Origin of the sequence: Crossiella sp. CA198, from assembly GCF_052078295.1 — a bacterium.
Classification (GTDB): domain Bacteria; phylum Actinomycetota; class Actinomycetes; order Mycobacteriales; family Pseudonocardiaceae; genus Crossiella.
The window spans coordinates 230,213-254,144 of sequence record NZ_JBQJIM010000012.1; the positions used below are offsets into that span (position 1 = coordinate 230,213).

The following is a 23,932-nucleotide window of genomic DNA, read 5'->3' on the forward strand; positions in this document are numbered from 1 at the left end:
GGTCGCCTGGGCCCACATCCCCAGGAGGCACCCATGAACGCCGATATCGTCAAGGCCGCCGACGCGCTGGCCGAGGCCGCCCGCACCGGCCTCGCCTGCCCGCCCGTGCGCTCGCTGTTCGCCGAGGGCGATGTGACCGCGGCCTACGCCGTGCAACGGGTCAACGTGGCCGCCGCGGTCACCGCGGGGCGGCGGATCACCGGCCGCAAGATCGGCCTCACCAACCCGGCCGTGCAACGCCAGCTCGGCGTGGACCAGCCCGACTTCGGCGCGCTCTTCGCCGACACCGAGGTCGGCGACCGCGGGGTGGTCGAACCCGGCAGGCTGCTGCAGCCCAAGGTGGAGGCGGAAGTCGCGCTGATCCTGGACCAGGATTTGCCGGGCACGGAGTACCGGCCGGAGGACATCCGCCGGGCCGTGCGGTACGCGCTGCCCGCGCTGGAGATCGTGGACAGCCGGATCGCGGGCTGGGACATCAGCTTCGTGGACACCGTGGCCGACAACGCCTCCGCCGGGCTCTACGTGCTCGGCACCCCCGTCCCGCTGGGTGAGCTGGACCTGCGCACGGTGCTGATGTCCATGCGCCGCAACGGCAAGGAGGTCTCCACCGGCATCGGCGCCAACTGCCTGGACGACCCGCTGATCGCCGCGGCCTGGCTGGCCAACACCCTGGCCGCGCTCGGCGACCCGGTGCGCGCGGGCGATGTGGTGCTGACCGGGGCGCTGGGGCCGGTGGTCAACGCCGTCCCCGGCGACCACTTCGGCGCCGAGATCAGCGGACTCGGCGGCGTGAGTGTCCACTTCGGACAGCCAGAAGGAGATCAGGCATGACCACCAGGACAGCCATCATCGGCTCCGGCAATATCGGCACCGACCTGATGATCAAAATCCGCAGGCTCTCCGGTGACCTGGAGATCACCGCGCTGGCCGGGATCGACCCGGACTCCGACGGCCTGGCCAGGGCTCGCAGGCTCAAGATCGCCACCACCGCCGGGGGCATCGACGGACTGGTGGCCCTGGACGAGTTCGCCGGCATCGACCTGGTCTTCGACGCCACCTCCGCCGGGGCGCACCGCCACCACGACGAGGTGCTGCGCGGACTCGGCCGCACCCTGATCGACCTGACCCCGGCCGCACTCGGCCCCTACGTCGTCCCGGCCGTCAACCCGGAGGCGGCCGCGGGCGCGCGCAACGTCAACATGGTCACCTGCGGCGGCCAGGCCACCATCCCGATCGTGGCGGCGGTGTCGTCGGTGACCCCGGTGCACTACGCCGAGATCGTCGCCTCGATCGCCTCCCGCTCGGCCGGACCCGGCACCCGCGCCAACATCGACGAGTTCACCGAGACCACCGCCGGTGCTCTGGAACAGGTCGGCGGGGCGGCCAGGGCCAGGGCGATCATCGTGCTCAACCCCGCCGAACCACCCATGATCATGCGCGACACGGTGTACTGCCTGGTCTCCGCCTGCGACACCGCGGCGGTGGCCGCGTCGGTCGAGCAGATGGTGGACAACGTCCGGCAGTACGTGCCCGGCTACCGCCTCAAGCAGCGGGTCCAGTTCACCACCGTGCCCGCCGATGATCCGCTGCGCGCGCTCGGCCCCGCTGGCGAGCTGGTGCGGGTCTCGGTCTACCTGGAAGTCGAGGGCGCCGCGCACTATCTGCCCGCCTACGCCGGAAACCTCGACATCATGACCTCCGCCGCCCTGCGCACCGCGGAACGTTTCGCCAGCACCCGCACGCAGGAGGTGTCCGCATGAGCACGCCGCTCTACCTCACCGATGTCACGCTGCGGGACGGCATGCACGCCGTCCGGCACCGCTACACCGTCGAGCAGGTCCGCACCATCGCCGGACGCCTGGACGCGGCGGGTGTGACCGCCATCGAGGTCGCGCACGGCGACGGCCTGGCCGGGTCCAGCATCAACTACGGCATTGGCGCGCACACCGACTGGGAGTGGATCGAGGCGGTCACCGGCGTGGTCCGGCAGGCCGTGCCGACCACGTTGCTGCTGCCCGGCATCGGCACCGTGCGCGACCTGAAACAGGCGCACGCGCTCGGCATCCGCGCGGTCCGGGTGGCCACCCACTGCACCGAGGCCGATGTGGCCGCCCAGCACCTGGCCGCCGCCCGCGAGCTGGGCATGGACACCGCGGGCTTCCTGATGATGTCGCACCTGGCCGAACCCGCCGAACTCGCCCGCCAGGCCACACTGATGGAATCCTATGGCGCGCAGTGCGTTTACGTCACCGACTCCGGCGGCAGGCTCACCATGGACGGCGTGCGCGAGCGCGTCCGCGCCTACCGCGACCTCCTCGATCCGGCCACCGAGATCGGCATCCACGCCCACCACAACCTGGGCCTGGGCGTGGCCAATTCCGTGGTGGCGGTGGAATCCGGCGCCACCCGGGTCGACGCTTCCCTTGCCGGACAAGGCGCGGGCGCGGGCAACTGCCCACTGGAAGCCTTCGTCGCGGTGGCCGACCTGACCGGCTGGCAACATGGCTGCGACCTGTTCGCGTTGATGGACGCCGCCGACGACCTGGTCCGCCCACTCCAGGACCGCCCGGTCCGGATCGACCGGGAAACCCTCACCCTCGGCTACGCGGGCGCGTACTCCAGCTTCCTGCGGCACGCCGAAACCGCTGCCGCCCACCATGATCTGGACACCCGGAGCATCCTGGTCGAGGTCGGCCGCCGGAGGCTGGTCGGCGGCCAGGAGGACCTCATCGCCGATATCGCACTGGACCTGGTGGCGGCCAGGGATCAGCGGGTCTCCTGATCGCCGAGACGACTGCGGTAGGCGCGGCGCTCCGGACTGTCCGGCCGGAGCGCGCGGTCATCGCGCATGAGTCGGCGGACGGCGTTGAGCAGGGGTTCGGGGGTGATCGCGGCCAGCGTGGCGAGCCCGCCGACGTAGCCGGGCACCGCGATCTCGGCCCGGCGCGAACGCACCGAACCCAGCACGGCCCTGGCGATGTCCGCGGGCTGGACCTTGGGGATGGGCTTCATGTCCAGGCCCGCGGACAGGCCGGTGTCCACCGCCGAGGGCAGCACGGTGCTGATGCTGACCCCGCGGGCGGCGTACTCGCGCCGGGTGGCCGCGCTCAGCCCGACCACGGCGAACTTGCTCGCGTTGTACATGGCCAGGCCCGGCACCGGGAACTTCCCGGCCAGCGAGGCCACGTTGACGATGTGCCCACGGCCCCTGGCCAGCATGCCGGGCAGCACCAGGCGCATCCCGTGCACCACCCCGAACAGGTTGACCTCGATCATCAGCCGGTTGGTGCGCTCGTCCAGGTCGAGGAAACCGCCGTTGGGCATGATCCCGGCGTTGTTGACCAGCACGGCCGGTTCACCGTGCGCGGCGGCAGCCTCGGCCAGGAAGACCCGGAAGGACTCCGGATCGCCAACGTCGAGCCGATGCGCGGAGCCGTCGATCTCGGCGGCGGTTCGCTGGGCCAGGTCGAAGTCCAGATCGCCGATCGCCACCCGGGCGCCGCGGCGGGCGAAGGCGAGCGCGGTCGCCCGGCCGATCCCTTGCGCGCCACCGGTGATCGCGACACCGGCCCCGGCGAGTTCGAGGGGCGGGTAGCGGGTCACGCGGCGACTCCACCGCTGATCGCCGCGCGCACGCGGGTGGGCGTGTGCAACCGCGAGACGTCCACTGTGGACTGTCGCTTGCGGAGATCCATGAAGTTCGCGCCCATCGCGGCCAGCTCGGCCGGGCCGGGTTCGACCCGGATCACCCGGGTGCCCGCCGCGCGGAGCTGCCGGACCTCCCGGTTCAGGCCACGGGTCATTCGCTTACGCAGCAACCGTTCCAGCCTGGACAGCCCGGTCGCCGGGACCGGATGCTCGCTGGTCATCGGGGCCAGCACGACGACCTCATCCAGCTCAAGGGGGACGAGCAGGTCGGCGGAGACCGAGGACACGGTGCCGCCGTCCACGTGCTCGCGGCCCGCGATCCGGACCGGCGGGAACCAGCCCGGGATCGCCCAGGACGCGGCGATAGCCTGGCCCAGCAAGGTTTCCGGGGCGGCGGGGGAGCCGAAGGCGGTCCGGACGCCGGTGGCGGCGTCGGCCGCGACGATCCAGGTGGCGGGATGGGCAACCCAGTCACCGGCCAGCTGATCACCGAGTTCGCGCAGCCACCCGGCATCACCCCGGCCCCTCGGCAACAGCCCGGCCAGTCCCGCAGCCAGATCCACCTCGCCCCGTAACCTGCTGCCCACCAGCCCACGCGCGGGCCAGCCCCACCCCGGCAACGGCGGCCGCATCCCCGGATGCCGTGCCAGATGCCCGGCGAGCACCGGATCCTCGGCCGACCCGTCCAGCGCGGCCACGATGCCGTCCGCGGACCGCCCGGATCCCAGCAGCGCCACCATTTCCGCCCCCGCCGAGGTGCCCAGCAGCACCTCCGCGGTCCGCGGGTCCCAGTCCAGTTGCCGTTGCACCGCCTGCAAAGCGACCGCCGCCCAGGCGAACCCCAGCGTGCCACCGCAGCCGACGGCCAGCCCGCGCCTAGGCATAGCTGTAATCGGTCAGCGGGAAGCGGACCGCCTCGCGTTGCGCGTTGCGGGTGGAGGTCGGCCGGAGCAGGGTGGCCTCGCCGTGCTGGTTGAAGTAGTAGCTGTTCGCGGTGGCGCACTGGCCGAGCGCGAACACCGAATCGCCGACCTTGTCCCGCATCAGCGCCAGGAACCGGTCGTTGGCCTCCTGGCTGACCTCGAACACCGTGGCGTTACGGGCCCGCATCGCGCGGAACAGCCGATCGAGGTGCTGCATCTGGCATTCGATGGTGGTGAAGTAGGACAGGCCGCTGTAGGAGTAGGGGCTGTTCAGCGAGACCAGGTTGGGGAAGCCGGGCACGGTGACGCCCTCATAGGCCTGGAACCGGTTCTCCCGCCACCACTTGCCCAGGTTCTTCCCGCCCCGGCCGATGATCTCGATGGCCGGGAAGTTGACGTCCCACAGGTTGAAGCCGGTGGCCAGCAACAGCACGTCGATCTCCGTGCGGCGGCCGTCGGCGGTCACGATCGCCTGCTGCTCGACCCGCTCGATCCGGGTGGTCTCCAGGTGCACGTGCGGCCGGGTGAAGGCGCGGAAGTAGGTGTTGGAGAAGGTCGGCCGCTTGCAGCCGAAGGAGTAGCCCGGGGTGAGTTTGCGGCGCAGTTCCGGATCGCGCACCTGGCGGAACAGGTGCGCCCGGCAGTACCGCTCAGCCATCCGGTTGGTGATCCGCAGCCGCCGGTAGTGCACCACGCCGGAGATCATCAGCAGTTCCAGCAACACGTTGCCGACCGCCCGCACCACCCGCTGGGCAAGGGGGATCCGGGCGAACAGGCGGCGTAACCGCGGTGGGATCCGGTAGTCCGGCTTGGGGCTGACCCAGATCGGGGTGCGCTGGTACACGGTCAGGTCCGCGGCCACCTTGGCCACCTCCGGGATCAGCTGCACCGCGGTCGCGCCGGTGCCGATGATCGCCGCCCGCTTGCCGGTCAGGTCGTAGTCGTCATCCCAGGCCGTGGTGTGGATGACCTTGCCGCCGAAGTTCTCGATGCCTTCGATGTCGGGCACCTTGGGCTGGGAGAGGAAACCGGTCGCGGTGCACAGGTAGGTCGCGGTGACGCTGTCCCCGCCCGCGATGCCGATCCGCCAGTGCGACTCCTCCGCCACCCAGTGCGCCCCGGTCACCGTCGTGCCGAAGCGCATGTGCGGCCGCAGTTCGTATTTGGCCGCCACGTGCTCGGCGTACTGCTTCAGCTCCGCGCCCGGTGCGAACAGCCGGGACCAGTGCGGGTTGGGCTCGAAGGAGTAGGAGTAGGTGGCTGACGGGATGTCCACGGCCAGCCCGGGATAGCGGTTCACGTGCCAGGTGCCGCCGAGGTCGTTCTCCCGCTCCAGGATGAGCAGCCTGCGGTAGCCGAGCCGGTGGAGCTGGATCGCCGCACCCATCCCGCCGAAGCCGGCTCCGACGATCACGGCGTCGTACTGGGCAGCCATAGGTGACCCTCCGTAACGGAATGTGGTGTCACTAGCGGAACGATATGTCATTCCCCGGTGGGCGGCAATAAGCTGTGACCATGACGTCCAGTGCCACGCCGATCAGCCGCGCCGAGCGCAAGAAGCAGGAGCTGCGCCGCGAGATCATCGACGCGGCCTTCGACTGCTTCGCCGAGCGCGGCTACCACGCCACCGCGATCGCCGACATCGCCACCCGGCTGGGCATCGGGCACGGCACCTTCTACCGCTACTTCGAGAACAAGCGGGACATCGTCGACCACGTGATCACCGACCTGGTCGACCGGGTCAAGGTCGCGCTCACCGCGGAGAACGCCCCCGACGCGGTGTCCACTTTGGACGATTACCGGGCACAGACCGCGCGGATCGGCGAGTCACTGGCGCGGATCTTCCACCAGGACCCCAGGGTGCCGCGGATGCTGTTGTTCGAGGCCGCGGGCATCGACAAGGCCATGGCCGAGCGGGTGCTGGACTTCTTCGACCTGGCCACCGCACTCACCGCCAGCTACCTCACCCACGGCGTCGAACTGGGCTACCTGCGTGCCGATCTGGACGTGGACAACACCGCCAGCGCGATCACCGGGATGATCCTGGCCTCGGCACTGTCCTCGCTGCGCAAACCCGAGGGCGAGCACCAGCGCAAACTCAGCGAGGCGGTCCGGCGCCTGATGTACGACGGCATCGCCGCCCAGCCCTGACCCACCCACCGCCGAGTTGGCCCAACTGGTACGCCGGGTTGGCCCAAGTGGGCGTGCCAGTTGGGCCAAGTGGTACGGGCCAGGGTCAGAACACCACCGGCAGCGCGAACAGCCCGCGGATGATCGGACTCGGCCACCAGCGCAGCCGCTCTTCGGGTTCGGCCAGGGCTAGGTCCGGGAACCGGCGCAGCAGCGCGCCGAGCACGGTGGCGCCCTGGATCCGGGCCAGCGCCGCACCCAGGCAGGCGTGCCTGCCCCGGCCGAAGGCCAGGTGGTCCTCGGGATCGCGGTCCAGCCGGAAGGCGTCCGGATCGGCGAAGCGCTCGGCGTCCCGGTTGGCCGCCAGGATGGACAGCAGCACCGGGTCGCCGGGCCGCAGGTCCTGGCCGCCCAGGCGCATCGGCTCGGTGGGGAAGCGCCAGCTCACGTTGCGCACCGGGCAGTCCCGGCGCAGCGACTCCTCCACGAAGGCGGCCAGCTCGCCCGCGTCCGCGCGGATGCGCGCGGCGAGGCCGGGGTGGGTGAGCGCGGCCAGCGTCGCGCTGCCGACCAGGGCGGTGGTGGTCTCGTGCCCGGCGATCAGGATGAGGAAGGCGGTGGAGGTCAGTTCCTCGTCGGTCATCTCACCGCGGTGTCGCTGCCGGATCATGTCGCTCATCAGGTCATCGCCCGGCTCGGCCTTCTTCTGCGCGAGCAGCGCGGCCAGGTACTCGTCGATGGCGTCGGTGGCCGCGATGAGGTCGTCCCGGTCGCTGCCGTCGGAGGCGTCGATGACCGCCGCCCAGCGCTGCACCCGCGCCCGATCCTGGGCCGGGATGCCGATGAGTTCGCAGATGATCGTGGTGGAGATCGGGTAGGCCACCTCCGCCACCAGGTCCGCCCGGCCCAGCGGCGCGATCCCATCGAGGACCTGTTCGGTGACCTGCCGGACCCGGTTCTCCAGCGCGCCCAGGCGTTGCGGGCTGAACTGTCCGGCGGCCAGTCGTCGCAGGTCCTGGTGCCGGGGTGGGTCGGTGTTGGTCATGTGCTGGGCCAGCGAGGGCCGGTGGTCCAGGGGCAGGCCCATGCCCGAACTCCGCCACACCGGGCAGCCCCTGGCCGGGTCCTTGACCAGTCGCGGGTCGGCCAGCGCGGCGACCACGTCCGCGTACCGGGTGACCAGCCAGGCCGACAGCTCTGGCCCGAACTCCACCCGGTGCACGGGGGAGTGCTGCTGGAGCCAGTGGTAGGCGGGCGCCGGGTCGCGGTCGAACCCGGGGCCGTACAGCGGTGGTGCCTCGCCGGATGTCATCTCTGCCTCCCGGCTGGGCATCGTACGTCGCCCATCCTGACGAAAGCCTTACCGCGAACCCAAAACTCACCGGTGTGTTGGCCGTTGTCGTACACAGTCTTGGCCGTTCTGGTCGCCGTCTTGGCCGAACTGGTACGCCATCCCGCCAACACACCGCCCACAACGGCCAAGACACCGTCCATAACGGCCAACACGCCGTACGAGAACGGCCAACACGGTGGCGGGTGCGCGTTCAGCTGATCGGTGGGGCGGGTCAGCCGATCGGTGGGGTGGTGGGTTCAGCCGCCGGTTCCAGACAAGGGCTGATGTGCGCGACCCCACCGGATTGGGAGCCTGACGGCCTCCGATCCGGAACGGGAGTCACAGATGGCAAGCAGGACGAATCCGCCCGAGGGCGCAGGGGTGAGCAGGCGCGGGCTGCTCGTGGGCGCCGGGGCGGTGGCGGTCACCGCGCTCGGTGCCGGAACGGTCAGCGCACAGGCTGCGGAGGTGGCGGACTTCGGTCCGGTGACCGTCCGACCCGGCGATCTCCGCTACGAGAACCTGTTGCGCGGCAACAACTTCCGCTTCGCGGGCAGTCCGGACGAGATCCGGGTGGTCGCCTCCACCGAGCAGGTGGTGCGGGCGGTGGGCGAGGCGGTGCGGGCGGGCAAGCGGGTCGCGGTGCGCAGTGGCGGGCACTGCTTCGAGAACCTCACCGCCGACCCTGCGGTGCGCGTGCTGCTGGACCTCTCCCCGATGGACGAGGTCACCTACGAACCCGCCCGGCGCGCCTTCAGCGTGCAACCGGGAGCCACCCTCGGACAGGTGTACCGGCGGCTGCTCACCGGCTGGGGCGTGACCATCCCCGGCGGCGGCTGCCCGGAGGTCGGGGCGGGCGGGCACTTCGCCGGCGGCGGGTACGGGCCGCTGTCCCGGCGGTACGGCTCGGTGGTGGATCACCTGTACGCGGTGGAGGTGGTGGTCGTGGACCGGGACGGCACCGCCCGCGCCGTGGTCGCCACCCGCGAACCGGACGATGCGAACCGGGACCTGTGGTGGGCGCACACCGGTGGCGGCGGCGGCAACTTCGGCGTGGTGACCCGGTTCTGGCTGCGCTCACCCGCCGCCACCGGCACCGACCCGGCCAAACTGCTGCCCGCCGCACCACAGCAGATGCGGCAACACGCCCTCATCTGGCCCTGGGCCACGATGACCGAGCGGCAGCTCACCGGGCTACTGCGCAACTTCGGCCGCTGGCACGAACGAAACAGCGCACCCGGCTGCCCGCAGAACGGGTTGTACAACGTCATCCACGCCGGGCACAAGGCAGGCGGCACCGTGCTGCTGGCGGTGCAGGCCGACGCGGACCTGCCCGGTGTGGACGCGATGATGACCGAGTTCGTCACCGCGGTCACCGCGGGCCTTGACCTGCCTGCCCCGCTGGTGGACCTGCGGCGCAGCCTGCCCTGGCTGCACCGGCTGACCTGGCCGGGCAGCGGCGAACCGGGCGACGTGCTCACCCGCCGGTACAAGATCAAGGCTGGTTACCTGCGCCGCTCGTTCACCGAACCCCAGCTCGCCACCATCCACCGCCACCTGATCAACGACACCGGCGGCGCACACTCCGGCATGCTGTTGATCGGCTACGGCGGCCAGTCCAACGCGGTCGCGCCGGGGGCCACCGCGATCGCCCAGCGAGACGTGATCATGAAGGCGGTCTACCAGACGATCTGGCTCGACGACACCGAGGACAAGGCCAACCTCAAGTGGGTCCGCGAGTTCTACCGGGACGTCTACCGCGAGACCGGTGGCGTGCCGGTGCCCGGCCCGGTCAACGACGGCTCCTACATCAACTACGCCGACGCCGACCTGGCCGACCCGGTCTGGAACACCTCGGGCGTGTCCGCGCAGACGCTGTACTACAAGGACAACTACCCGCGGCTGCGCCGGGTCAAGGCCAGGTGGGACCCGCGTAACGTCTTCCGGCACTCGCTGTCGGTCGAAGCTGGCTAGATTGTCCACAGTGGCCGGGGGAGGAGAACGCGGATGAGCGAGCCAGTGCCGCGGTGGTCCCTGGTGACCTCCGCCGGACCGTACGCGTTGCTGGCCTTCCTCGCCGTGATCACCGTGCCGATCAAGCACAAGATCGGTGAATCCCCGGCCCCGGACCTGATCGTGTGCGGCCTCCTAGCAGCCTGGATGCTGGGCATGCTCACCCTGCGCCCGGCCTGGCGGAGCAACGCGCCGGTGATGGCGGTGTTCGTGGCCGGGGTGGTGCTGTGCTCGCTGTTCCTGGTGATCAGCTCGCCCTGGTTCGGGTTCCTCAGCCCCGTCGGCTACCTCTACGCGCTGCGGCTGCTGCACTGGCCGTGGCAACTGCTCGGGGTAGCCGGGGTGGCGGTGGCCGCGGGCACCGCACAGGCCTCCGGCGTGGACAAGAACACCGCGTTCGGCGTGCTCATCTACCTCGCCGTGCTGGCCGCCAACGTGCTGCCCATGTGCGGTTACGCCGCCTTCGCCCGGCGCGCCGCCCGGAAAGAAGAGGAACGCGAACACGCCCTGGGCGAGGCCCGCGAAGCCAACCGCAGGCTCGCGGCCTCGCTGGCGGAGAACGCGGCACTGCACGAACAGCTGCTCACCCAGGCCCGCGACGCCGGAGTGCGGGAGGAACGGCAGCGGATGGCCAGGGAAATCCACGACACCCTCGCCCAGGGCCTGACCGGGATCATCAGTCAGCTCCGCGCGGCCGACACCGCTGACCTGGTGGCCTGCCGCAAACACGTTGCCGCGGCGGACAAACTCGCCAGGGAGAGCCTGACCGAGGCCCGCCGCTCCGTGCACGCGCTGCGCCCCGAACCACTGCGCGCGGCCCGGCTGAGCGAGGCACTGGCCGGGGTCGCGCAACGCTGGTCCACACTGCACGAGATCCCGGTCCGGGTCACCACCACCGGCGCGGCGCGGCCGATCCGGCCCGAAGCGGAGGCCGCGCTGCTCCGGATCGCCCAGGAAGCCTTGGCCAACGTGGCCCAGCACGCGCGGGCGGGCCGAGTCGGTCTCACCCTGTCCTACCTGGAACAGGAAGCCGCCCTGGACATCCGGGACGACGGCGACGGATTTGACCCGGCCCGCATCGAGGACCCGCGACCCGATCGCGGTGGCTTCGGCCTGATCGCGATGCGCCAGCGGGTCACCGAGCTGTCCGGCACCCTGCAGGTGGAGTCCGAACCGGGCCTGGGCACCGGGATCTCGGCCCGGGTGCCACTGGAACTCGCGGAGGTGTGCGCGTGAACAAGCCGATCGGACTCCTGGTAGTCGACGATCACCCGGTGGTCCGGGACGGGCTGACCGGCATGTTCGCCCGCGACCCGGAGTTCGCGGTGCTGGGCGAGGCCGCGGACGGGGCCGAGGCGGTCCGGCTCGCGCAGCGGCTGCGCCCGGACGTGATCCTGATGGACCTGCGGATGCCCGGCCTGGACGGGGTCAGCGCGATCCGGGAACTGGCCGGGCAGGCGCCGGAATGCCGGGTGCTGGTGCTGACCACCTACGACACCGACAGCTACGTGCTCCCGGCGATCGAGGCCGGCGCCACCGGCTACCTGCTCAAGGACGCGCCCCGGGAGGAGCTGCTGCGCGCGGTGCGGGCGGCGGCCAGAGGCGAGGCGGTGCTCGCGCCGTCAGTGGCCGCGCTGCTGATGAACCGGGTGCGCAAACCCGCCCCCGGACCGCTGAGCCCACGCGAGGTCGAGGTCCTCGAACTGGTGGCTGGCGGGGCCACCAACCGGGCGGCCGCGGCCGAGCTGTTCCTCACCGAGGCCACCGTCAAGTCCCACCTGCTCAACATCTACGCCAAGCTCGGCGTGAACGACCGCGCCGCCGCCATCACCGAGGCCTTCCACCGCGGCCTACTCGTCCCTCGCCCGCCAAATCCCTAACCACCCACCCACCGGCGTGTTGGCCGTTGTCGTACGGCGTGTTGGCCGATATGGACGGTGTGTTGGCCATTGTGGACGGTGTGTTGGCCGATTGGTGTACCAGTTCGGCCAAGACTGTGTACGACAACGGCCAACACGCCGCCCGAGTTGCGGACCGGACGGCTGGTGCTCAGCCCGGGATCTGCTTCGCCTTGTCGTTGCGGGCGGTCGCGGACCAGGACTTGTCCTTGCCCAGCAACCAGTTCTCCGCCGGGCCGAAGAAGATCTCCCTGGCCTGCTCGTCCCCGGAAAGCCAGTACCGGAACCACGCGGTGAGCACACCCACCGCGCGCGTCCGGGTGTCTCCAGGGAAGAAGTGGTCCGCCCCCTTCAACTCCGCGAAGATCGCCGGCACCTTGTCCGCCCAGGCGTATCGCCCGCGGACGTAGAACGAGGGCACGATGAGGTCAACCTGCCCGGCCAGGAACAAACTCGGCCCGTGCAGCCCGGGCACCGAACCCTGCGGTCCCGGCATGAGCGGAGCCGTGACATCCACCAACGGGTCCTCGCCCGCGGCGATCACGCCACCGCCGCCCTGGGAATGCCCGGCCGCGCCCACCTTCGTCTCGTCGATCCGGCCGTGGAAAATGCTGCCGGGCCTGCTGTCCTCGGCGATCAGGAATCGCGCGCCTGCCAGCATTTCCCGGCCGGAACCAGCGTTGCGGGTGTTCGCCGCGGCCACCACAAAGCCCCAGGAGGCCAGGTGCCGCAACTGGCTGTCGTACTGTTCCGGGGTGGCTCCGGTGCCGTTGCCCCAGATCACCACCGGGTGCTGGACGCCGCTGCTGCCCAGGTCACCCGGGTAGTACAGGGTGTGGTCGGGCCCGCCCTGGGTCTTGGTCACCGCGTGCGGTCCCGGCGCCTCGAAGTGGCCGGGCGGGGCCGCATTCGCTGGCGCCGGAATGCTGAGCAGGGTGGCGACAGTGCAGGCCAGCACCGCGATCCGCGTTGGTCGGTACGCCATTGTCTGCCTTCCTTGTGGTCGGACACACAACATCATCACAAGGCGCACAGCCGTTGGGTACGGCGGCGATTCCAGACTTTCCGGCGGCCATTTGTGACCGGTGACAAACGGTGTATAGCTGCCGGATTTCGACGAATACCGTGCGGCGGTTCAGGAAACCTCCGCCGTGTTCACCGCGGTTTCCCGGCCTCGGCGGTGCCCCGGTAGACCACCGCGAGGTTGCCCGTGCTGTCCTGCCCGACCTCGGCGTCCACCTCGAAGACCTCGCGCAGCAGCCGTGCGGTCAGCACCTCCCGCGGTGGGCCTGCCGCGACCAGTCTGCCGTGGTGCAGCAGCACGAGCTGGTCGCAGAAGCGGGCCGCCAGGGACAGGTCGTGCAGGGCGACCAGCACGGTCTGTTCGGTGCGCGCGAGGAGGTCCAGGAGTTCCAGCTGGTGCCGGATGTCCAGGTGGTTGGTCGGCTCGTCGAGCAGGATCGCCCACGGCTGCTGGGCCAGCGCGCGGGCGATATGCGCGCGCTGGCGTTCACCGCCGGAGAGGGTCTGCCAGTGCCGGTCGCGCAGCTCGATGAGATCCAGCCGGTCCAGGGCGGCCTCGACGATGGCGTGATCGGTCGCGCCCGGCGCCCGCCAGCCCGGCCGGAACGGGGTGCGGCCCAGCGCGACGACCTCGGCCACCCGCAGATCGCTGTCGGTGTCCCCGGCCTGTTCCACGAAGGCCAGCTGCTGGGCGATCTTGCGGGGCGTCCAGCCGCCGATGTCCTTGCCGTCGAAGCGGATCACACCCGCGGTGGGCGCGCGCAGTCCGGCGACACAGCGCAGCAGCGAGGATTTGCCAGAGCCGTTCGGTCCGATCAGGCCGACGGTCTGTCCGGAGTGGACGGTGAAGTCCACGTTGTCCACGATGGTCTTGCCCGGCACCGACCAGGACACCGAGTGCACGCCGATCCTCACAGCTCACCCCGCCTGCGCAGCACCAGCAGGAACAACGGCACGCCGACCAGCGCGGTGAACACCCCCACCGGCACCTCCCTTGGCGCGAAGGCGATCCGGGCCAGCGCGTCGGTCCAGACCAGGAACACCGCCCCGGCCACCGCGGTCACCGGCAGCAGCACCCGGTGCGTCGGCCCGACCAGGAACCGCACCCCGTGCGGCACGATCAGGCCCACGAAGCCGATCGCGCCGACCGAGGCCACCGCCACCGAGGTCAGCAACGCGGTGGCCACCAGCAGGACGAGGCGGGTGGTGCGCACGTTCACCCCCAGCGAGGCCGCGGTGTCCGAGCCGAAGGAGAACCCGTCCAACGCGGTGGCGCACAACCAGATCACCACCATCCCGAGCACACCGGCGATGGCGCAGATCAGCACCGCGTCCCAGCGCGCCGAGGCCATCGAGCCGAGCAGCCAGTAGGTGATCGCCCTGGTGGTGTCGGCGTCGGCGGAGGCCATCAGGATCAGCGAGGTGATCGCGGCGAAGAGTTGCCCGACCAGTACGCCGGTGAGCACGATCCGCACCGGGTGCATCCCGCTGCGGCGCAACAACAACAGCATCAGCCCGAAGGACAGCAACGCGCCCGCGAGCGCGCCGCCGGTCACCCCGAGCGCACCAGCGCCGAAGCCGAGCACGACCACGGTCACCGCACCCGTGGAGGCCCCGTTGGACACCCCCAGCAGGTACGGATCGGCCAGCGCGTTGCGGGTCACGCCCTGCAACGCGGCCCCGCACACCGCCAGCGCCGCGCCGACCAGCGCGGCCAGCAGCACCCGCGGCACCCGCAGCTCCCAGATCAGCGAGTCCAGCAGCCGGGGCAGCGGCGCCACCGGCAGGCCGAGCCGGACGCCGATGGTCCGTCCGATCTCGGCGAAACCCACGCCGCTGACCCCGATCCGGACCGCGAGCCCCATCGAGACGATCAGCACCGCGATCCCGAGCAGGAACACCGCGGTGGTGGACCAGCCCGATCGCCCGCGCGGCCGGGGGAGTGGCGGTTCCGGGCGGGAGCGCGCGCCGGGGTGCAGCAGATCAGGCTCAGACACCGAGTGCCTTCAGTCCCTCGCCCAGCAGCCGCAACGTGTTCGCGCTGCGCACGGTCGGGTCGAGTTCGATGCCGGGCACCTCGATGATCCGGTTCTGCCGCACCGCGCTCAGCTGGGAGACCACCGGGTGCTCCCGCATCATCCTGATCTTCTCCGCGGCGCTGTCGCCCGGCGCGCCACGGTCGGAGAGGTCGCCGACCACGATCACCGTGGGATCGCGTTTGGCGATCTCCTCCCACGACATCTCCGGCCACTCCTCGTTGACGTCGTCAAAAGCGTTGGCAGCGCCCAGGAGCCGGCTCATGTCACTGGGCATCCCGTTGTGCCCGGCGACATAGGGCAGGCCCTTGAACACCGAGTACACATACACCACGGTCGGCTTGCCGCTCCGGCCCGCGCGCACCGCCCCGGCCTGCTGAACCACCTCGCGCTGCTTGGCGGTCAGCGCGGCGGCCCGATCGGTCACGCCGAAGACCTTGCCGTAGTTCTCGTAGTCGCGGAACAGCCGCTCGAACGGGGTCAGGCCGGGCTCGTGCTCCGGGCAGTCCACCGCGCTGACATAGGACGGCAGTCCCAGCGCTTGCAACTCCGCGCGGGTGCCGGCCTTGTCCTTGGTGAAGTTGCTCGCGAAGGAACTCACCACCAGATCCGGCGCGGCCGCGCGCAGCTGCTCGCCGGAGAGGGCCTTGGGGTTGAGCACCGGGATCTTGTCGTAGGCCGCCTGGTACTCGGGCAGAATCTTGCCTGCCCGGTACGCGGTGCCCGCCATCCGCTCGCCAAGACCCAGTGCGAGCAGCGTCTCGGTGGAGGACTGCTCCAGCGTCACCGCCCGCCGCGGGGAGTGCTCGAAGCGCAGCTGCTGCCCGCAGCTGGACACGGTGACCGCGGCCTGACCTGCGGCCGGATCGTTGACGGGAGCCGCGCAGGAGGCCACCGCGACCGCGGCGGCGAGTGCGCAGCCCAGGCGGGCGCGGTGGAACAAGCTGACCTCCAGCTGGACTGATGCGAGGACCTTGCAACAGCAACTAAGTTGCGATAGACACCGTAGTGCATTGACAACGATTTCCAATAGGGCGAGGAGAGCAACCTGTCCACCGTGCTCCGGGACCGGGCCTTCCTGCGGCTGTGGACCGGCACCACCGCGTCCGGACTCGCCACCTGGGCGCTGCCCTTCATCCTAGGTCTGGCCGTACTCGACCGGAGTCTGACCGCGGTCGGACTCGGTGTGCTGCTGGCCGCGCGCACCGTCGGCTTCCTGATCGCCGTGCCGCTGGGCGGCGTGCTCGCCGACCGGCATTCCCGGCGCGGCGTGGTGCTGATCTCCGGCCTGCTCGCGGCCGCCGCCACCCCGGTGCTCGCCTGGGGTCTTGGCGATTCCCTCGTGCTGACCGCGGTCGCCGCGGCCCTGGTCGGTGCGGGCCAGGGCGCCTGCCGTCCGGCCTTCCAGGCACTGACCGCCGAGGTCGTCGACCCCGATCAACGGCAGCAGGCCAACGCCGCGATGACCCTGGCGGTCCGGGTCAGCACCCTGCTGGGACCGGGCCTGACCGCGTTGCTGGCCACCGTGCTGGACCTGTCCGCCCTGCTCTGGGGCACCGCGCTGCTGTGGCTGATCGCCGCCCTGCTCCCGCCCCGGGGTGCGGTGGGAACGCCGGGGGAGCGCACGCACCTGGTCCGCGAGTTCGCCGACGGCCTGCGCGAGGCCCGCAGGCACCCCTGGTTCCTGGCCGGACTGGGCGCGCTGACCGCGGTGATCGCGACCGGCTACTCCGCCACCGGCGTCGCGCTGCCGTTGATCAGCCGGGACCGCTACGGCTCCGAGCTGGTGCTGGCCGCGGCGCTGACCGGGTACACCGCGGGCGCGCTGGCCGGGGCGCTGATCATCGCCCGCTGGCGGCCCCGGTCCCAGGGCTGGGCCGCCCTGGCCGGACTGGCGCTGTACGGCCTGGCCCCGCTGAGCTTGATCGCCGAGGTGCACCCCGCGGTGGTGATCGCCGCCTACGTCGTTACCGGCGTGGGGATCGAGTTGTTCAACGTGCCCTGGTTCACCGCGACCCAGCGCGAGGTGGACCCACGCCTGCTCGCCCGGGTGTCCTCAGTGGACTTCCTGTTCTCCTACGGCCTCGCCCCGGTCGGCCTGGCCCTGATCGCCCCGGCCATCGAGGCTTTCGGCGTGACCGCGGTGCTCGCCGCTTGTGCGCTCGTCTGCTTCGCCGCCCCCGCCCTGGCCGCACTGGTCCCCACCGCCCGGAGGTTCGCCCGATGACCAAGCTCGGCATTGTGCCGCAACGCCACGACATCACCGCCGTGACCGAAGCCCGCACCGCCCTGGCCACCGACGGCGCGGTCCTGCTCACCGGCCTGCCCGCCACCGCCGACGCGCTCATCGTCGCGGCCGCCAGCGTGCTCGGCCCGCGCCTGCGCCAACTGTTCCCACTGCGCGAACGCCCAAGCCAGGACGGCGGCCCCGTCGACCTCCATGCGGACAGCTTCAACGTGGTCGTGGACCTCGGCGGCATCCCGACCCCGCGCCGCGACCCGGACGAGGATTTCGTGTTCGTGCAATGCGTTGCGCCCGCTCCCAGCGGCGGTGACTCCTTCCTCGCCGACGCCTACCGCTTCGTCGACGAACACGCCGCCCCCGACCTACGCGAGTTCCTCACCGCCGTCGACGTGGACCTCTACGGCAAATGGGGCGCCATCCGCGGCGTGCCCGCGCTGCCCAGGGTGGCCCGGCACGTCGAGTACACCCGCACCGGCCGCCGGATCGTCCGCCGCACCGACGGCGCCGTGCCCCTGCACCGCGATCCGGGCGCCGAGCACGCCGAGGAGATGCTGGCCGTCTTCACCGAGGCCGTACAAGGGATCCAGCCCGGCCTGCCGCGGTTCCTCCCCGCCGCCGGGGAGATCCTGGTGGTGGACAACTACCGCTGCTGGCACGGCCGGGACCCGCACTCTGGCGACCGCCTGGTCCGCATCCTGACCGTGCGCACCACCGACGCCCGCTGATCACCCGGCCAGGGCCGCGAGCAGTTCGCCCAGATCCGCCAGTGCCGCGGCCCGGCCCTCGGTCAGGTGCACCCCGGCGGTGTTGAGCACCACCTCGTCCGCCCCGGCCGCCCGGTACCGGTCCAGGCCCTCGGCGATCTCGGCCACCGTGCCGGTCACGAAGGTCCCCGAGGACACCAGGGCCCGCGCGCTCAACGGGATCTGCGACGGGTGCACCCGCAATCCGGCCCGCCGCAACATATCCGTGTAATGCGGGGCGGCCAGGTGCTCGCGGGATCCGTTGAGCGCCACCAGCTGTGGATCGCGGCCGGGCCTGCGCACCGCGACCTGCACCACCGTCACTACCCTCGGCACCGCCCGCCCCGCCGCACCGGCCGCGGCCCGCAGTTCCGGCAGCAGCACCTCGCCCAGGTAAGACGGCGGGGTGAGCCAGGTGATCGCGGCATCGGCCAGCTCGCCCGCCACCCGGGCCATGCCGGGACGCAACACGCCCAGCCCCAGCGACACCGGCGGGTGCTCGAACTCCGGCAGCCCGCCGCGCATCGTGTCGTAGCGGCCGTCGAGGTGCACGGGCTTCCCGTCCAGGAGGCCGCGCAGGATGGCGAGCTGGTCGCGGGCCGCGGTGAGCGGACTGCCGTAGGGCCGTCCGCGCAGCGCGGCCACCAGTTCCGGGGTGCCGGTGCCCAGGCCCAGCACCACGTCATGCCCGGTCAGCCTGGCCAGTGATCGGGCCTGCAACGCGGTTTCGTAGGGGTGGCGCAGCGCGGTGAGGGTGACGCTGGTGCCGACCGGCACCCGCAGGCCGCGCCCGGCCAGGTAGGCGAAGCCCTGGAAGGTCTCCAGGGCCAGCGACTGGCCCTGCCACAGCCGGTGCGCGCCGGTGTCGCGGAGCAGTTGGGCGTAGGCGGGCAGGTGTTCGGGTTCGTGCGGCATGACCGGCACCATCAGCGAGATTTTCATCCCGGCCCGACCACCTCGGCGGCCGGTTCCGGCTGGTATCCGGCGGCCTGCAGGTTGAACAGGTAGGCGTAGTGCCCGTCCCGGCGCATCAACTCCGCGTGCGTGCCCTGTTCGATCAGCCGGCCGCCCTCGATCACGATGATCCGGTCCGCGATGCGCACGGTGGAGAACCGGTGCGCCACCAACAGACTCGTGGACGTGCTGGCGATGGTGCGGAAGCGCCCGAAGATCTCCGCTTCGGCTTCGGCGTCGATGGACGCGGTCGGCTCATCCAGCACCACCACCGGCGCGCCACGCATGAACGCCCGCGCCAGGGCCACCTTCTGCCACTGCCCGCCGGAGAGCTGGCTGCCGTGCTCGAAATGCCTGCCCAGCATGGCGTCGTAGCCATCCGGCAAAGTGTCCACAATGGACTCAGCGCCACTGGCTTCGGCGGCCGCGCGGACCCGGCTGGTGTCGTCGAGGTGTTCCACCGCGCCGAAACCGATGTTGTGCCGCACGCTCAGCTCGTAGCGGATGTAGTCCTGGAAGATCACCCCCAGGTTGCGGCGCAGGTCGGTCAGGTCGTACTCCTGGATCGGCACCCCGTCGATCAGGATCTCCCCGCCGGTCGGCTCGTACAACCGGGTCAGCAGTTTCACCAGGGTGGTCTTGCCAGCCCCGTTCTGCCCGACCAGCGCCACGCAGTTCCCGGCGGGCAGGGTGAAACTGACCCGATCGAGGACCTGTTCGGTGGTGCCCGGGTAGGTGAAGCTGACCTCCCGGAACTCGATGCCCGTGCTCAGCCGGGCCGGGAATTTCCGTTGCCCGCCCCGGATCTGCCGCTCCGGCAGGTCGAACAGCTCGAACAGGTTGCTGACGAACAGCTTGTTCTGGAACAGCATCGCCAGCCCGACCAGCAGCGCGTGCCCCGAACCCTGCACCACGCCGATGGCCTGCAGGTAACCGGCCAGCTGGCCGATCTCGCCGGTGCGCATGGTGGTCAGCATCGCGTAGATCAGCGCCGCGCCCGCGGCCAGCACGCTGATCAGGCCGAGCAGCCCGAAGGCCAGGGACTGCCTGCGGTTGAGCGAGCGGTCCACCTTGAGAAAGCGCTGCACGAGTTCCCGGTACCGGCCGATGAAGAAATCGCCGAGCTGGAACAGCCGGACTTCCTTGAAGGTGTGGTCGGTGGTGGTGAGGAACTGGAAGTACAACAGCCGCCGCCGGTCCGCGGCCCGGTCGTACTCGATCTCGTACATCTTCTTGCCGTACCACATCTGCGCCAGCGCCGAGGGAATCGGCGCCAGCAGGATCAGCAGCGCGATCCACGGGTGCCAGGAGAACAGCACCGCGGAGACCGACACGATGGTGATCAGCTCGCGGGCGAAGTTGAGCGTGTCGGCGAAGAGCTGGTGGATGTTGGATCCGCTGCTCTCCTGGAAGGCGCGCTGGAGTTTGTCGTAGGACTCGGGGTTCTCGTAGTCCTGCAGATCCATCCGGGTGCCCTTGCGCATCACCTGCTCGCCGACCGCGGTGGCCAGGTGCAGGCGCAGCACCGCGTCCAGGTACTGGTGCCACACCCCGAACAGGTGCGCGGCCACACTGACCCCCACGATCAGCAGGCCCACCACCAGAACCTGGCCGGTGAACCCGTCGGTGGTGCCCGCGGCGACCGCGTCGGCCACCGACTGCACCGCGCTCGCGGTGAGCTGCAGCTGCACCGCGGGCACCACCGACACCGCGATGGTCACCAGGATCAGCGCGCTCACCCGCACCGGGCTCAGCCGCCACAGCATCGCCGCGATGCGCAGCCAGTCGTTGTCCCGCACCCGCTTTGTCCTTGGCATCTCAGGACTCCCCTCGGAGGTGCGCCGGGCGACCGCCGACCGCGCGCAGGATGTGCCGCCACAGCGCGTAGCAGTGCTGCTCCCGCGGCAGGTCCACCGGCAGCAACCGGTTGATCTGCATGTGCGCCAGGCTGCCGAGCACGGTGGATTCGGTGCCCCACAAGGTGTCCGAGCCGATCGCCGCGCGGACCGCCGAGGCCGCCGAGGCCACCGCCCCGGCCTGCGGGGCGAGGATCTCGCCGATCAGGTTGTGGTGCGCCCTGCCCTGCTCGTGTGGCCGGAAATCCCAGGGCAGCAGCAGTTCGCCGAGGTAGTCGCGGTGGGTGTGGAACTCCTTGCGCACCGCCTCGGTCTCGGCCACCGGCGGGATCAGCGCCGGGCGCTCCCGCGGCGCCAGGCCCCACTGCCGGTACAGCGTGTCCACCACGGCGATCGCCACGAAATCCGGGCGCAGCTTGGGTTCGCTCCGCTGGAGCAGCGCGACGAGTTCGGCGGTGGTGTCGCTGTTGACGGTGAAGAGGTCCTCCACCGCCTCGAAGGTCCGCGGTCCGCCGTAGCGCTCGATCTCCGGCAGGTAGGTCGCCACCCCGGTGTCGAAGGCCAGATCGCCTGCCACCACCTCGCGGCCCCAGGCCATCAGCTGGTGCAGCACCTCGGTGGCCGCCTCCGGTTCGGCGGCCCGGCAGCGGATCCGCAGGTGTGGCTGGGGATCGGCGTACCGCAGGTAGAACCAGCGGTCGATCAGACCCTGTTCGCGCAGGGCCGCGATGTGCTGCCGCAGCGGCCCGGCGATGATCTCATCGTGCCTGCTGAAGGCCGCGTACACCTTGAGGTAGGCCCATTCCTCGCCGGGCAGGTGTCGTCGCCGCAGACTGCGGCTGGCGCCGACCTCGGTGATCGACTCCAGCCTGCCGGAGAGCGGCACCGGGCTGCGCGCGGTGTCCGCGGCCGAATGCGCCACCACCGGCACCACGATCTCCTCCAGATACCTGGCACCGTCCACATCGGAGAGCCACAGGTCGTCGAAGGCGGGCAGCATCTCGTGCAGCACCGCCTGGCCTTGCCCGTCCCGGAAGTCACCGGCCAGCTCGTCCAGGCCCAGTGGGTGATCGAGGTCGAGCAGCAGCCGGTTGTCCTCATCGACCAGGTAGACATAGCGCGGCACCCGCCATCGCTGCCGCCATTCCGCGACCGCGGCCGGGAAATCCCCGGCGACGTCCTGGCCGCGCAGCGTCCACTGCGCGGGCCGCAGCACCACGTTGCCGCGGGTGACCCTGGGCAGGAACGGCAGATCCTCCAGAGGGCCCCAGCGGAAACCGGTGGGCATGGCGTAGCCGTCCTGGGAGACCTCCAGCACGAACCGGGCCGCGTTGGGCCCCAGGTGCGGGCCGAGCATGTGCCCCTGCGAGACCACCACCTCCCGGCCCAGGGTGCGCGACCGCAGGTAGAACCGGTTCCCGGCCACGCCGACGTGCAGGTCGGCCAGGCTGATGGTGCGTTCGGACCGGGCCGAGGGGGTGGCGTTGACCGGCACCTCGTACTCGTGCAGCAACGGCCGGAACGCCACGTTCGCCGCCCGCCCGGAGGTGGGCAGGAAGCACAGTTCGGCGTGCACCGCCTCCGGTTGCAGGCTGGTCATCCGCCGGGTGTGCTCGCGCAGATGGTCCAGGGCGTCCTCGCCGAGCAGGTCGAAGAAGCGCCCCGCGGTGCGCCCGCCGTAGGCCAGGCTGAGTTCGCGCAGCACCAGCCGCCACTGCCCGTCGTCCACCCGGCCGTCCGGGCCGGTGAGCTGGAGTTGGGCATAGGCGTCCAGCGCGGGATAGAGGCCCAGCGTGGGTTTCCCGGTGGCCGGGGCGATCCGGTCCAGCCAGGCGTCGGTGAGCTCCACCGAGATCGCACCGGACCACCAGGCCTGCGCGGCGAACTCGGTCAGCAGCCGGTCATAGTCCACTGTGGATGGTTCAGGAGTGTTGTGCGGCACCGGGGTGGACCGCGGTGGTTCGAGGTAGTTGTACGGCGCGTCCAGGCCGGTGTCCGGGCTGAGCACCTCCAGCACCGGGACCAGGGCTTGATCGCCGTAGCGCTCGATGAAGGCGTCCCGGTACTGCACCAGGTGGTGGTTGTGCCCCGGCAGCGCGGCGGCCAGCCGCATCAGGCAGTCCACCGCCTCGGCCGTGGCCTGCCCGACCGCCCGGCCCAGCCCAGATTCACGCAGGTCCAGCGCGGAGTCCAGCTGGAAGGTGTCGCCCTCGTGCCCTGGCACCAGCGCACGCTGGGCGGCCCGCAACTCCCGCAACGGCGCGGTGCCGGTCGCGGTGGCGGCCCGGTGGGTGAGGTCGACGATCTCGCGCAGTGCCTCGCTGGTGGCCGCGGCGGCCTCGATCCCGGTGAGCCGCTTGGCCACGTGCTGTTCCGGGAACGGACTGGACTGCGGCGGGCGCAGATCGCTGATGAGGAAGTTGAGTTCCCGCAACTGCTCCACCAGCCCGGCGACCCGGTCCGCGGCCACCTCCGGGAACTCCTGGGCGAGTCCGGCGACCAGCGCGTCGGCCGGGGCCGGGGTGGCGGCCAGCCGCAGCACCGCGGTGACCGCGGGGGTGGCCCGCACTCGCACGGCGCGGCTGTCGCCGCTGCCGTAGATGTCGGCGTAGGGCAGCACCAGGCGGTCCCCGCTCAGGTGCGCGGCGGCGTTGCGGACCAGCCGCAACCGCGGGCGCAGCACCGGATCCTGTTCCAGGTCCTTGATCAGCGCCAGCAGCCAGCCCATATCGGCCCGCACCCTGGCGCGGTGCACCGAGGGCGCGCCGAGCCGGAGCGTGGTGTGTTCGCCGAACTCGCCCAGCGCGATCCCGGAGAAGGCGCCGAACGGGGTGGGGCGGGTGGACATCCGGGTCAGGTAGCGCAACAGCCGGGAGTGCGCCCGCCTGCTCTTCTTGCCGCTGCCGTCGGGGCCGAGCCGGTCCAGCGCGTCCAGCAGGTCGGTGCTGGCCACCGACAGCGCGCGGCGCACCCGCGGCGTCGCGGCCAGCTCACGCAGCCGGGTCCAGGCCAGTGCGCGGCGCTGCTCGTCGGTGCCCTCGCCTGCCAGCAGCTCGCGGAAGGTGTCCGCGGGCAGCGCGGGCGCGCGCACCAGGTAGAAGTCGGTCGCGCGGTAACGGGACTCGGTCAT

Annotated in this window: 20 protein-coding genes; 9 read left to right on the forward strand and 11 right to left on the reverse strand. The window is 71.2% G+C overall.

The window, feature by feature from the left end; all coding sequences use genetic code 11:
* Nucleotides 1-33: 33 nt before the first annotated feature.
* From ACTOWY_RS21635 to dmpG, 3 genes are read left to right on the forward strand one after another with little or no spacing between them, the layout of a single operon-like run.
* Nucleotides 34-831: a 2-keto-4-pentenoate hydratase gene (locus ACTOWY_RS21635; RefSeq protein WP_441311473.1), complete on the forward strand. Its 798-nt coding sequence runs from the start codon at nucleotides 34-36 to the stop codon at nucleotides 829-831.
* The gene (locus ACTOWY_RS21640) at nucleotides 828-1,760 is read left to right on the forward strand and encodes an acetaldehyde dehydrogenase (acetylating) (protein WP_441311474.1); all 933 of its coding nucleotides are present in this window, start codon (nucleotides 828-830) and stop codon (nucleotides 1,758-1,760) included. Before ACTOWY_RS21635 ends, ACTOWY_RS21640 begins: the two co-directional genes overlap by 4 nt.
* Nucleotides 1,757-2,782, forward strand: coding sequence for a 4-hydroxy-2-oxovalerate aldolase (gene dmpG, locus ACTOWY_RS21645; protein WP_441311475.1), 1,026 nt, complete (start codon nucleotides 1,757-1,759; stop codon nucleotides 2,780-2,782). The genes ACTOWY_RS21640 and dmpG overlap by 4 nt, the downstream gene beginning before the upstream one ends.
* Here the strand turns inward: dmpG and ACTOWY_RS21650 are convergent.
* From ACTOWY_RS21650 to ACTOWY_RS21660, 3 genes are read right to left on the reverse strand one after another with little or no spacing between them, the layout of a single operon-like run.
* Nucleotides 2,767-3,603 carry an SDR family oxidoreductase gene (locus ACTOWY_RS21650; RefSeq protein WP_441311476.1) on the reverse strand — a complete coding sequence of 279 codons (837 nt, stop codon included), beginning with the start codon at nucleotides 3,601-3,603 and terminating at the stop codon, nucleotides 2,767-2,769. The two genes, dmpG and ACTOWY_RS21650, sit on opposite strands and share 16 nt — an antisense overlap.
* Entirely contained in the window at nucleotides 3,600-4,532 is a 933-nt protein-coding gene (locus tag ACTOWY_RS21655; protein ID WP_441311477.1) for a patatin-like phospholipase family protein, read from the reverse strand. The genes ACTOWY_RS21650 and ACTOWY_RS21655 overlap by 4 nt, the downstream gene beginning before the upstream one ends.
* Nucleotides 4,525-6,006, reverse strand: coding sequence for a flavin-containing monooxygenase (locus ACTOWY_RS21660; RefSeq protein ID WP_441311478.1), 1,482 nt, complete (start codon nucleotides 6,004-6,006; stop codon nucleotides 4,525-4,527). Before ACTOWY_RS21660 ends, ACTOWY_RS21655 begins: the two co-directional genes overlap by 8 nt.
* Before the next feature lie 80 nt (nucleotides 6,007-6,086).
* Here ACTOWY_RS21660 and ACTOWY_RS21665 point away from each other — a divergent pair, with 80 nt between their 5' ends.
* Complete coding sequence (locus ACTOWY_RS21665; protein WP_441311479.1) at nucleotides 6,087-6,722, forward strand: TetR/AcrR family transcriptional regulator; 636 nt, start codon at nucleotides 6,087-6,089, stop codon at nucleotides 6,720-6,722.
* Nucleotides 6,723-6,807: 85 nt separating this feature from the next.
* Here the strand turns inward: ACTOWY_RS21665 and ACTOWY_RS21670 are convergent, their stop codons facing one another.
* Nucleotides 6,808-8,013 (reverse strand): cytochrome P450 family protein, encoded by a 1,206-nt coding sequence (locus tag ACTOWY_RS21670; protein WP_441311480.1) that lies wholly within the window; start codon nucleotides 8,011-8,013, stop codon nucleotides 6,808-6,810.
* A gap of 366 nt (nucleotides 8,014-8,379) precedes the next feature.
* Between ACTOWY_RS21670 and ACTOWY_RS21675 the strand changes: the two genes are divergently transcribed.
* From ACTOWY_RS21675 to ACTOWY_RS21685, 3 genes are read left to right on the forward strand one after another with little or no spacing between them, the layout of a single operon-like run.
* The gene (locus ACTOWY_RS21675) at nucleotides 8,380-10,008 is read left to right on the forward strand and encodes an FAD-binding oxidoreductase (protein ID WP_441311481.1); all 1,629 of its coding nucleotides are present in this window, start codon (nucleotides 8,380-8,382) and stop codon (nucleotides 10,006-10,008) included.
* A 33-nt stretch (nucleotides 10,009-10,041) separates the two neighbouring features.
* Nucleotides 10,042-11,283 carry a sensor histidine kinase gene (locus ACTOWY_RS21680; RefSeq protein WP_441311482.1) on the forward strand — a complete coding sequence of 414 codons (1,242 nt, stop codon included), beginning with the start codon at nucleotides 10,042-10,044 and terminating at the stop codon, nucleotides 11,281-11,283.
* Complete coding sequence (locus ACTOWY_RS21685) at nucleotides 11,280-11,927, forward strand: response regulator (protein ID WP_441311483.1); 648 nt, start codon at nucleotides 11,280-11,282, stop codon at nucleotides 11,925-11,927. Before ACTOWY_RS21680 ends, ACTOWY_RS21685 begins: the two co-directional genes overlap by 4 nt.
* A gap of 169 nt (nucleotides 11,928-12,096) precedes the next feature.
* Here the strand turns inward: ACTOWY_RS21685 and ACTOWY_RS21690 are convergent, their stop codons facing one another.
* The 4 genes from ACTOWY_RS21690 to ACTOWY_RS21705 form a co-directional block, all read right to left on the reverse strand.
* Complete coding sequence (locus ACTOWY_RS21690; RefSeq protein WP_441311484.1) at nucleotides 12,097-12,930, reverse strand: poly(ethylene terephthalate) hydrolase family protein; 834 nt, start codon at nucleotides 12,928-12,930, stop codon at nucleotides 12,097-12,099.
* A gap of 170 nt (nucleotides 12,931-13,100) precedes the next feature.
* A complete protein-coding gene (locus ACTOWY_RS21695; RefSeq protein WP_441311485.1) occupies nucleotides 13,101-13,883 on the reverse strand; it encodes an ABC transporter ATP-binding protein in 783 nt (260 codons plus the stop codon).
* Nucleotides 13,880-14,965, reverse strand: coding sequence for a FecCD family ABC transporter permease (locus ACTOWY_RS21700; protein ID WP_441311486.1), 1,086 nt, complete (start codon nucleotides 14,963-14,965; stop codon nucleotides 13,880-13,882). Before ACTOWY_RS21700 ends, ACTOWY_RS21695 begins: the two co-directional genes overlap by 4 nt.
* Nucleotides 14,958-15,947 (reverse strand): ABC transporter substrate-binding protein, encoded by a 990-nt coding sequence (locus tag ACTOWY_RS21705; protein WP_441311487.1) that lies wholly within the window; start codon nucleotides 15,945-15,947, stop codon nucleotides 14,958-14,960. Before ACTOWY_RS21705 ends, ACTOWY_RS21700 begins: the two co-directional genes overlap by 8 nt.
* Before the next feature lie 114 nt (nucleotides 15,948-16,061).
* On the opposite strand from ACTOWY_RS21705, the gene ACTOWY_RS21710 reads away from it, so the two are divergent.
* Both ACTOWY_RS21710 and ACTOWY_RS21715 read left to right on the forward strand, forming a co-directional pair.
* Complete coding sequence (locus ACTOWY_RS21710; protein WP_441311488.1) at nucleotides 16,062-17,231, forward strand: MFS transporter; 1,170 nt, start codon at nucleotides 16,062-16,064, stop codon at nucleotides 17,229-17,231.
* Complete coding sequence (locus ACTOWY_RS21715) at nucleotides 17,228-17,974, forward strand: TauD/TfdA family dioxygenase (RefSeq protein WP_441311489.1); 747 nt, start codon at nucleotides 17,228-17,230, stop codon at nucleotides 17,972-17,974. Before ACTOWY_RS21710 ends, ACTOWY_RS21715 begins: the two co-directional genes overlap by 4 nt.
* Here the strand turns inward: ACTOWY_RS21715 and ACTOWY_RS21720 are convergent, their stop codons facing one another.
* From ACTOWY_RS21720 to ACTOWY_RS21730, 3 genes are read right to left on the reverse strand one after another with little or no spacing between them, the layout of a single operon-like run.
* Nucleotides 17,975-18,934 carry an LLM class flavin-dependent oxidoreductase gene (locus ACTOWY_RS21720; RefSeq protein WP_441311490.1) on the reverse strand — a complete coding sequence of 320 codons (960 nt, stop codon included), beginning with the start codon at nucleotides 18,932-18,934 and terminating at the stop codon, nucleotides 17,975-17,977. It abuts the gene before it with no gap.
* Nucleotides 18,931-20,763 carry an ABC transporter ATP-binding protein gene (locus ACTOWY_RS21725; RefSeq protein ID WP_441311491.1) on the reverse strand — a complete coding sequence of 611 codons (1,833 nt, stop codon included), beginning with the start codon at nucleotides 20,761-20,763 and terminating at the stop codon, nucleotides 18,931-18,933. The genes ACTOWY_RS21720 and ACTOWY_RS21725 overlap by 4 nt, the downstream gene beginning before the upstream one ends.
* A 1-nt stretch (nucleotide 20,764) precedes the next feature.
* Entirely contained in the window at nucleotides 20,765-23,932 is a 3,168-nt protein-coding gene (locus ACTOWY_RS21730) for a lantibiotic dehydratase (RefSeq protein WP_441311492.1), read from the reverse strand.

Bases quoted from the DNA above. Each gene is read 5' to 3' on its own strand.
- ACTOWY_RS21635 (WP_441311473.1), top strand. From the start codon at position 34: ATGAACGCCGATATCGTCAAGGCCGCCGACGCGCTGGCCGAGGCCGCC.
- ACTOWY_RS21640 (WP_441311474.1), top strand. From the start codon at position 828: ATGACCACCAGGACAGCCATCATCGGCTCCGGCAATATCGGCACCGAC.
- dmpG (WP_441311475.1), top strand. From the start codon at position 1,757: ATGAGCACGCCGCTCTACCTCACCGATGTCACGCTGCGGGACGGCATG.
- ACTOWY_RS21655 (WP_441311477.1), bottom strand. From the start codon at position 4,532: ATGCCTAGGCGCGGGCTGGCCGTCGGCTGCGGTGGCACGCTGGGGTTC.
- ACTOWY_RS21660 (WP_441311478.1), bottom strand. From the start codon at position 6,006: ATGGCTGCCCAGTACGACGCCGTGATCGTCGGAGCCGGCTTCGGCGGG.
- ACTOWY_RS21665 (WP_441311479.1), top strand. From the start codon at position 6,087: ATGACGTCCAGTGCCACGCCGATCAGCCGCGCCGAGCGCAAGAAGCAG.
- ACTOWY_RS21670 (WP_441311480.1), bottom strand. From the start codon at position 8,013: ATGACATCCGGCGAGGCACCACCGCTGTACGGCCCCGGGTTCGACCGC.
- ACTOWY_RS21675 (WP_441311481.1), top strand. From the start codon at position 8,380: ATGGCAAGCAGGACGAATCCGCCCGAGGGCGCAGGGGTGAGCAGGCGC.
- ACTOWY_RS21680 (WP_441311482.1), top strand. From the start codon at position 10,042: ATGAGCGAGCCAGTGCCGCGGTGGTCCCTGGTGACCTCCGCCGGACCG.
- ACTOWY_RS21690 (WP_441311484.1), bottom strand. From the start codon at position 12,930: ATGGCGTACCGACCAACGCGGATCGCGGTGCTGGCCTGCACTGTCGCC.
- ACTOWY_RS21715 (WP_441311489.1), top strand. From the start codon at position 17,228: ATGACCAAGCTCGGCATTGTGCCGCAACGCCACGACATCACCGCCGTG.
- ACTOWY_RS21720 (WP_441311490.1), bottom strand. From the start codon at position 18,934: ATGAAAATCTCGCTGATGGTGCCGGTCATGCCGCACGAACCCGAACAC.
- ACTOWY_RS21725 (WP_441311491.1), bottom strand. From the start codon at position 20,763: ATGCCAAGGACAAAGCGGGTGCGGGACAACGACTGGCTGCGCATCGCG.
- ACTOWY_RS21730 (WP_441311492.1), bottom strand. From the start codon at position 23,932: ATGACCGAGTCCCGTTACCGCGCGACCGACTTCTACCTGGTGCGCGCG.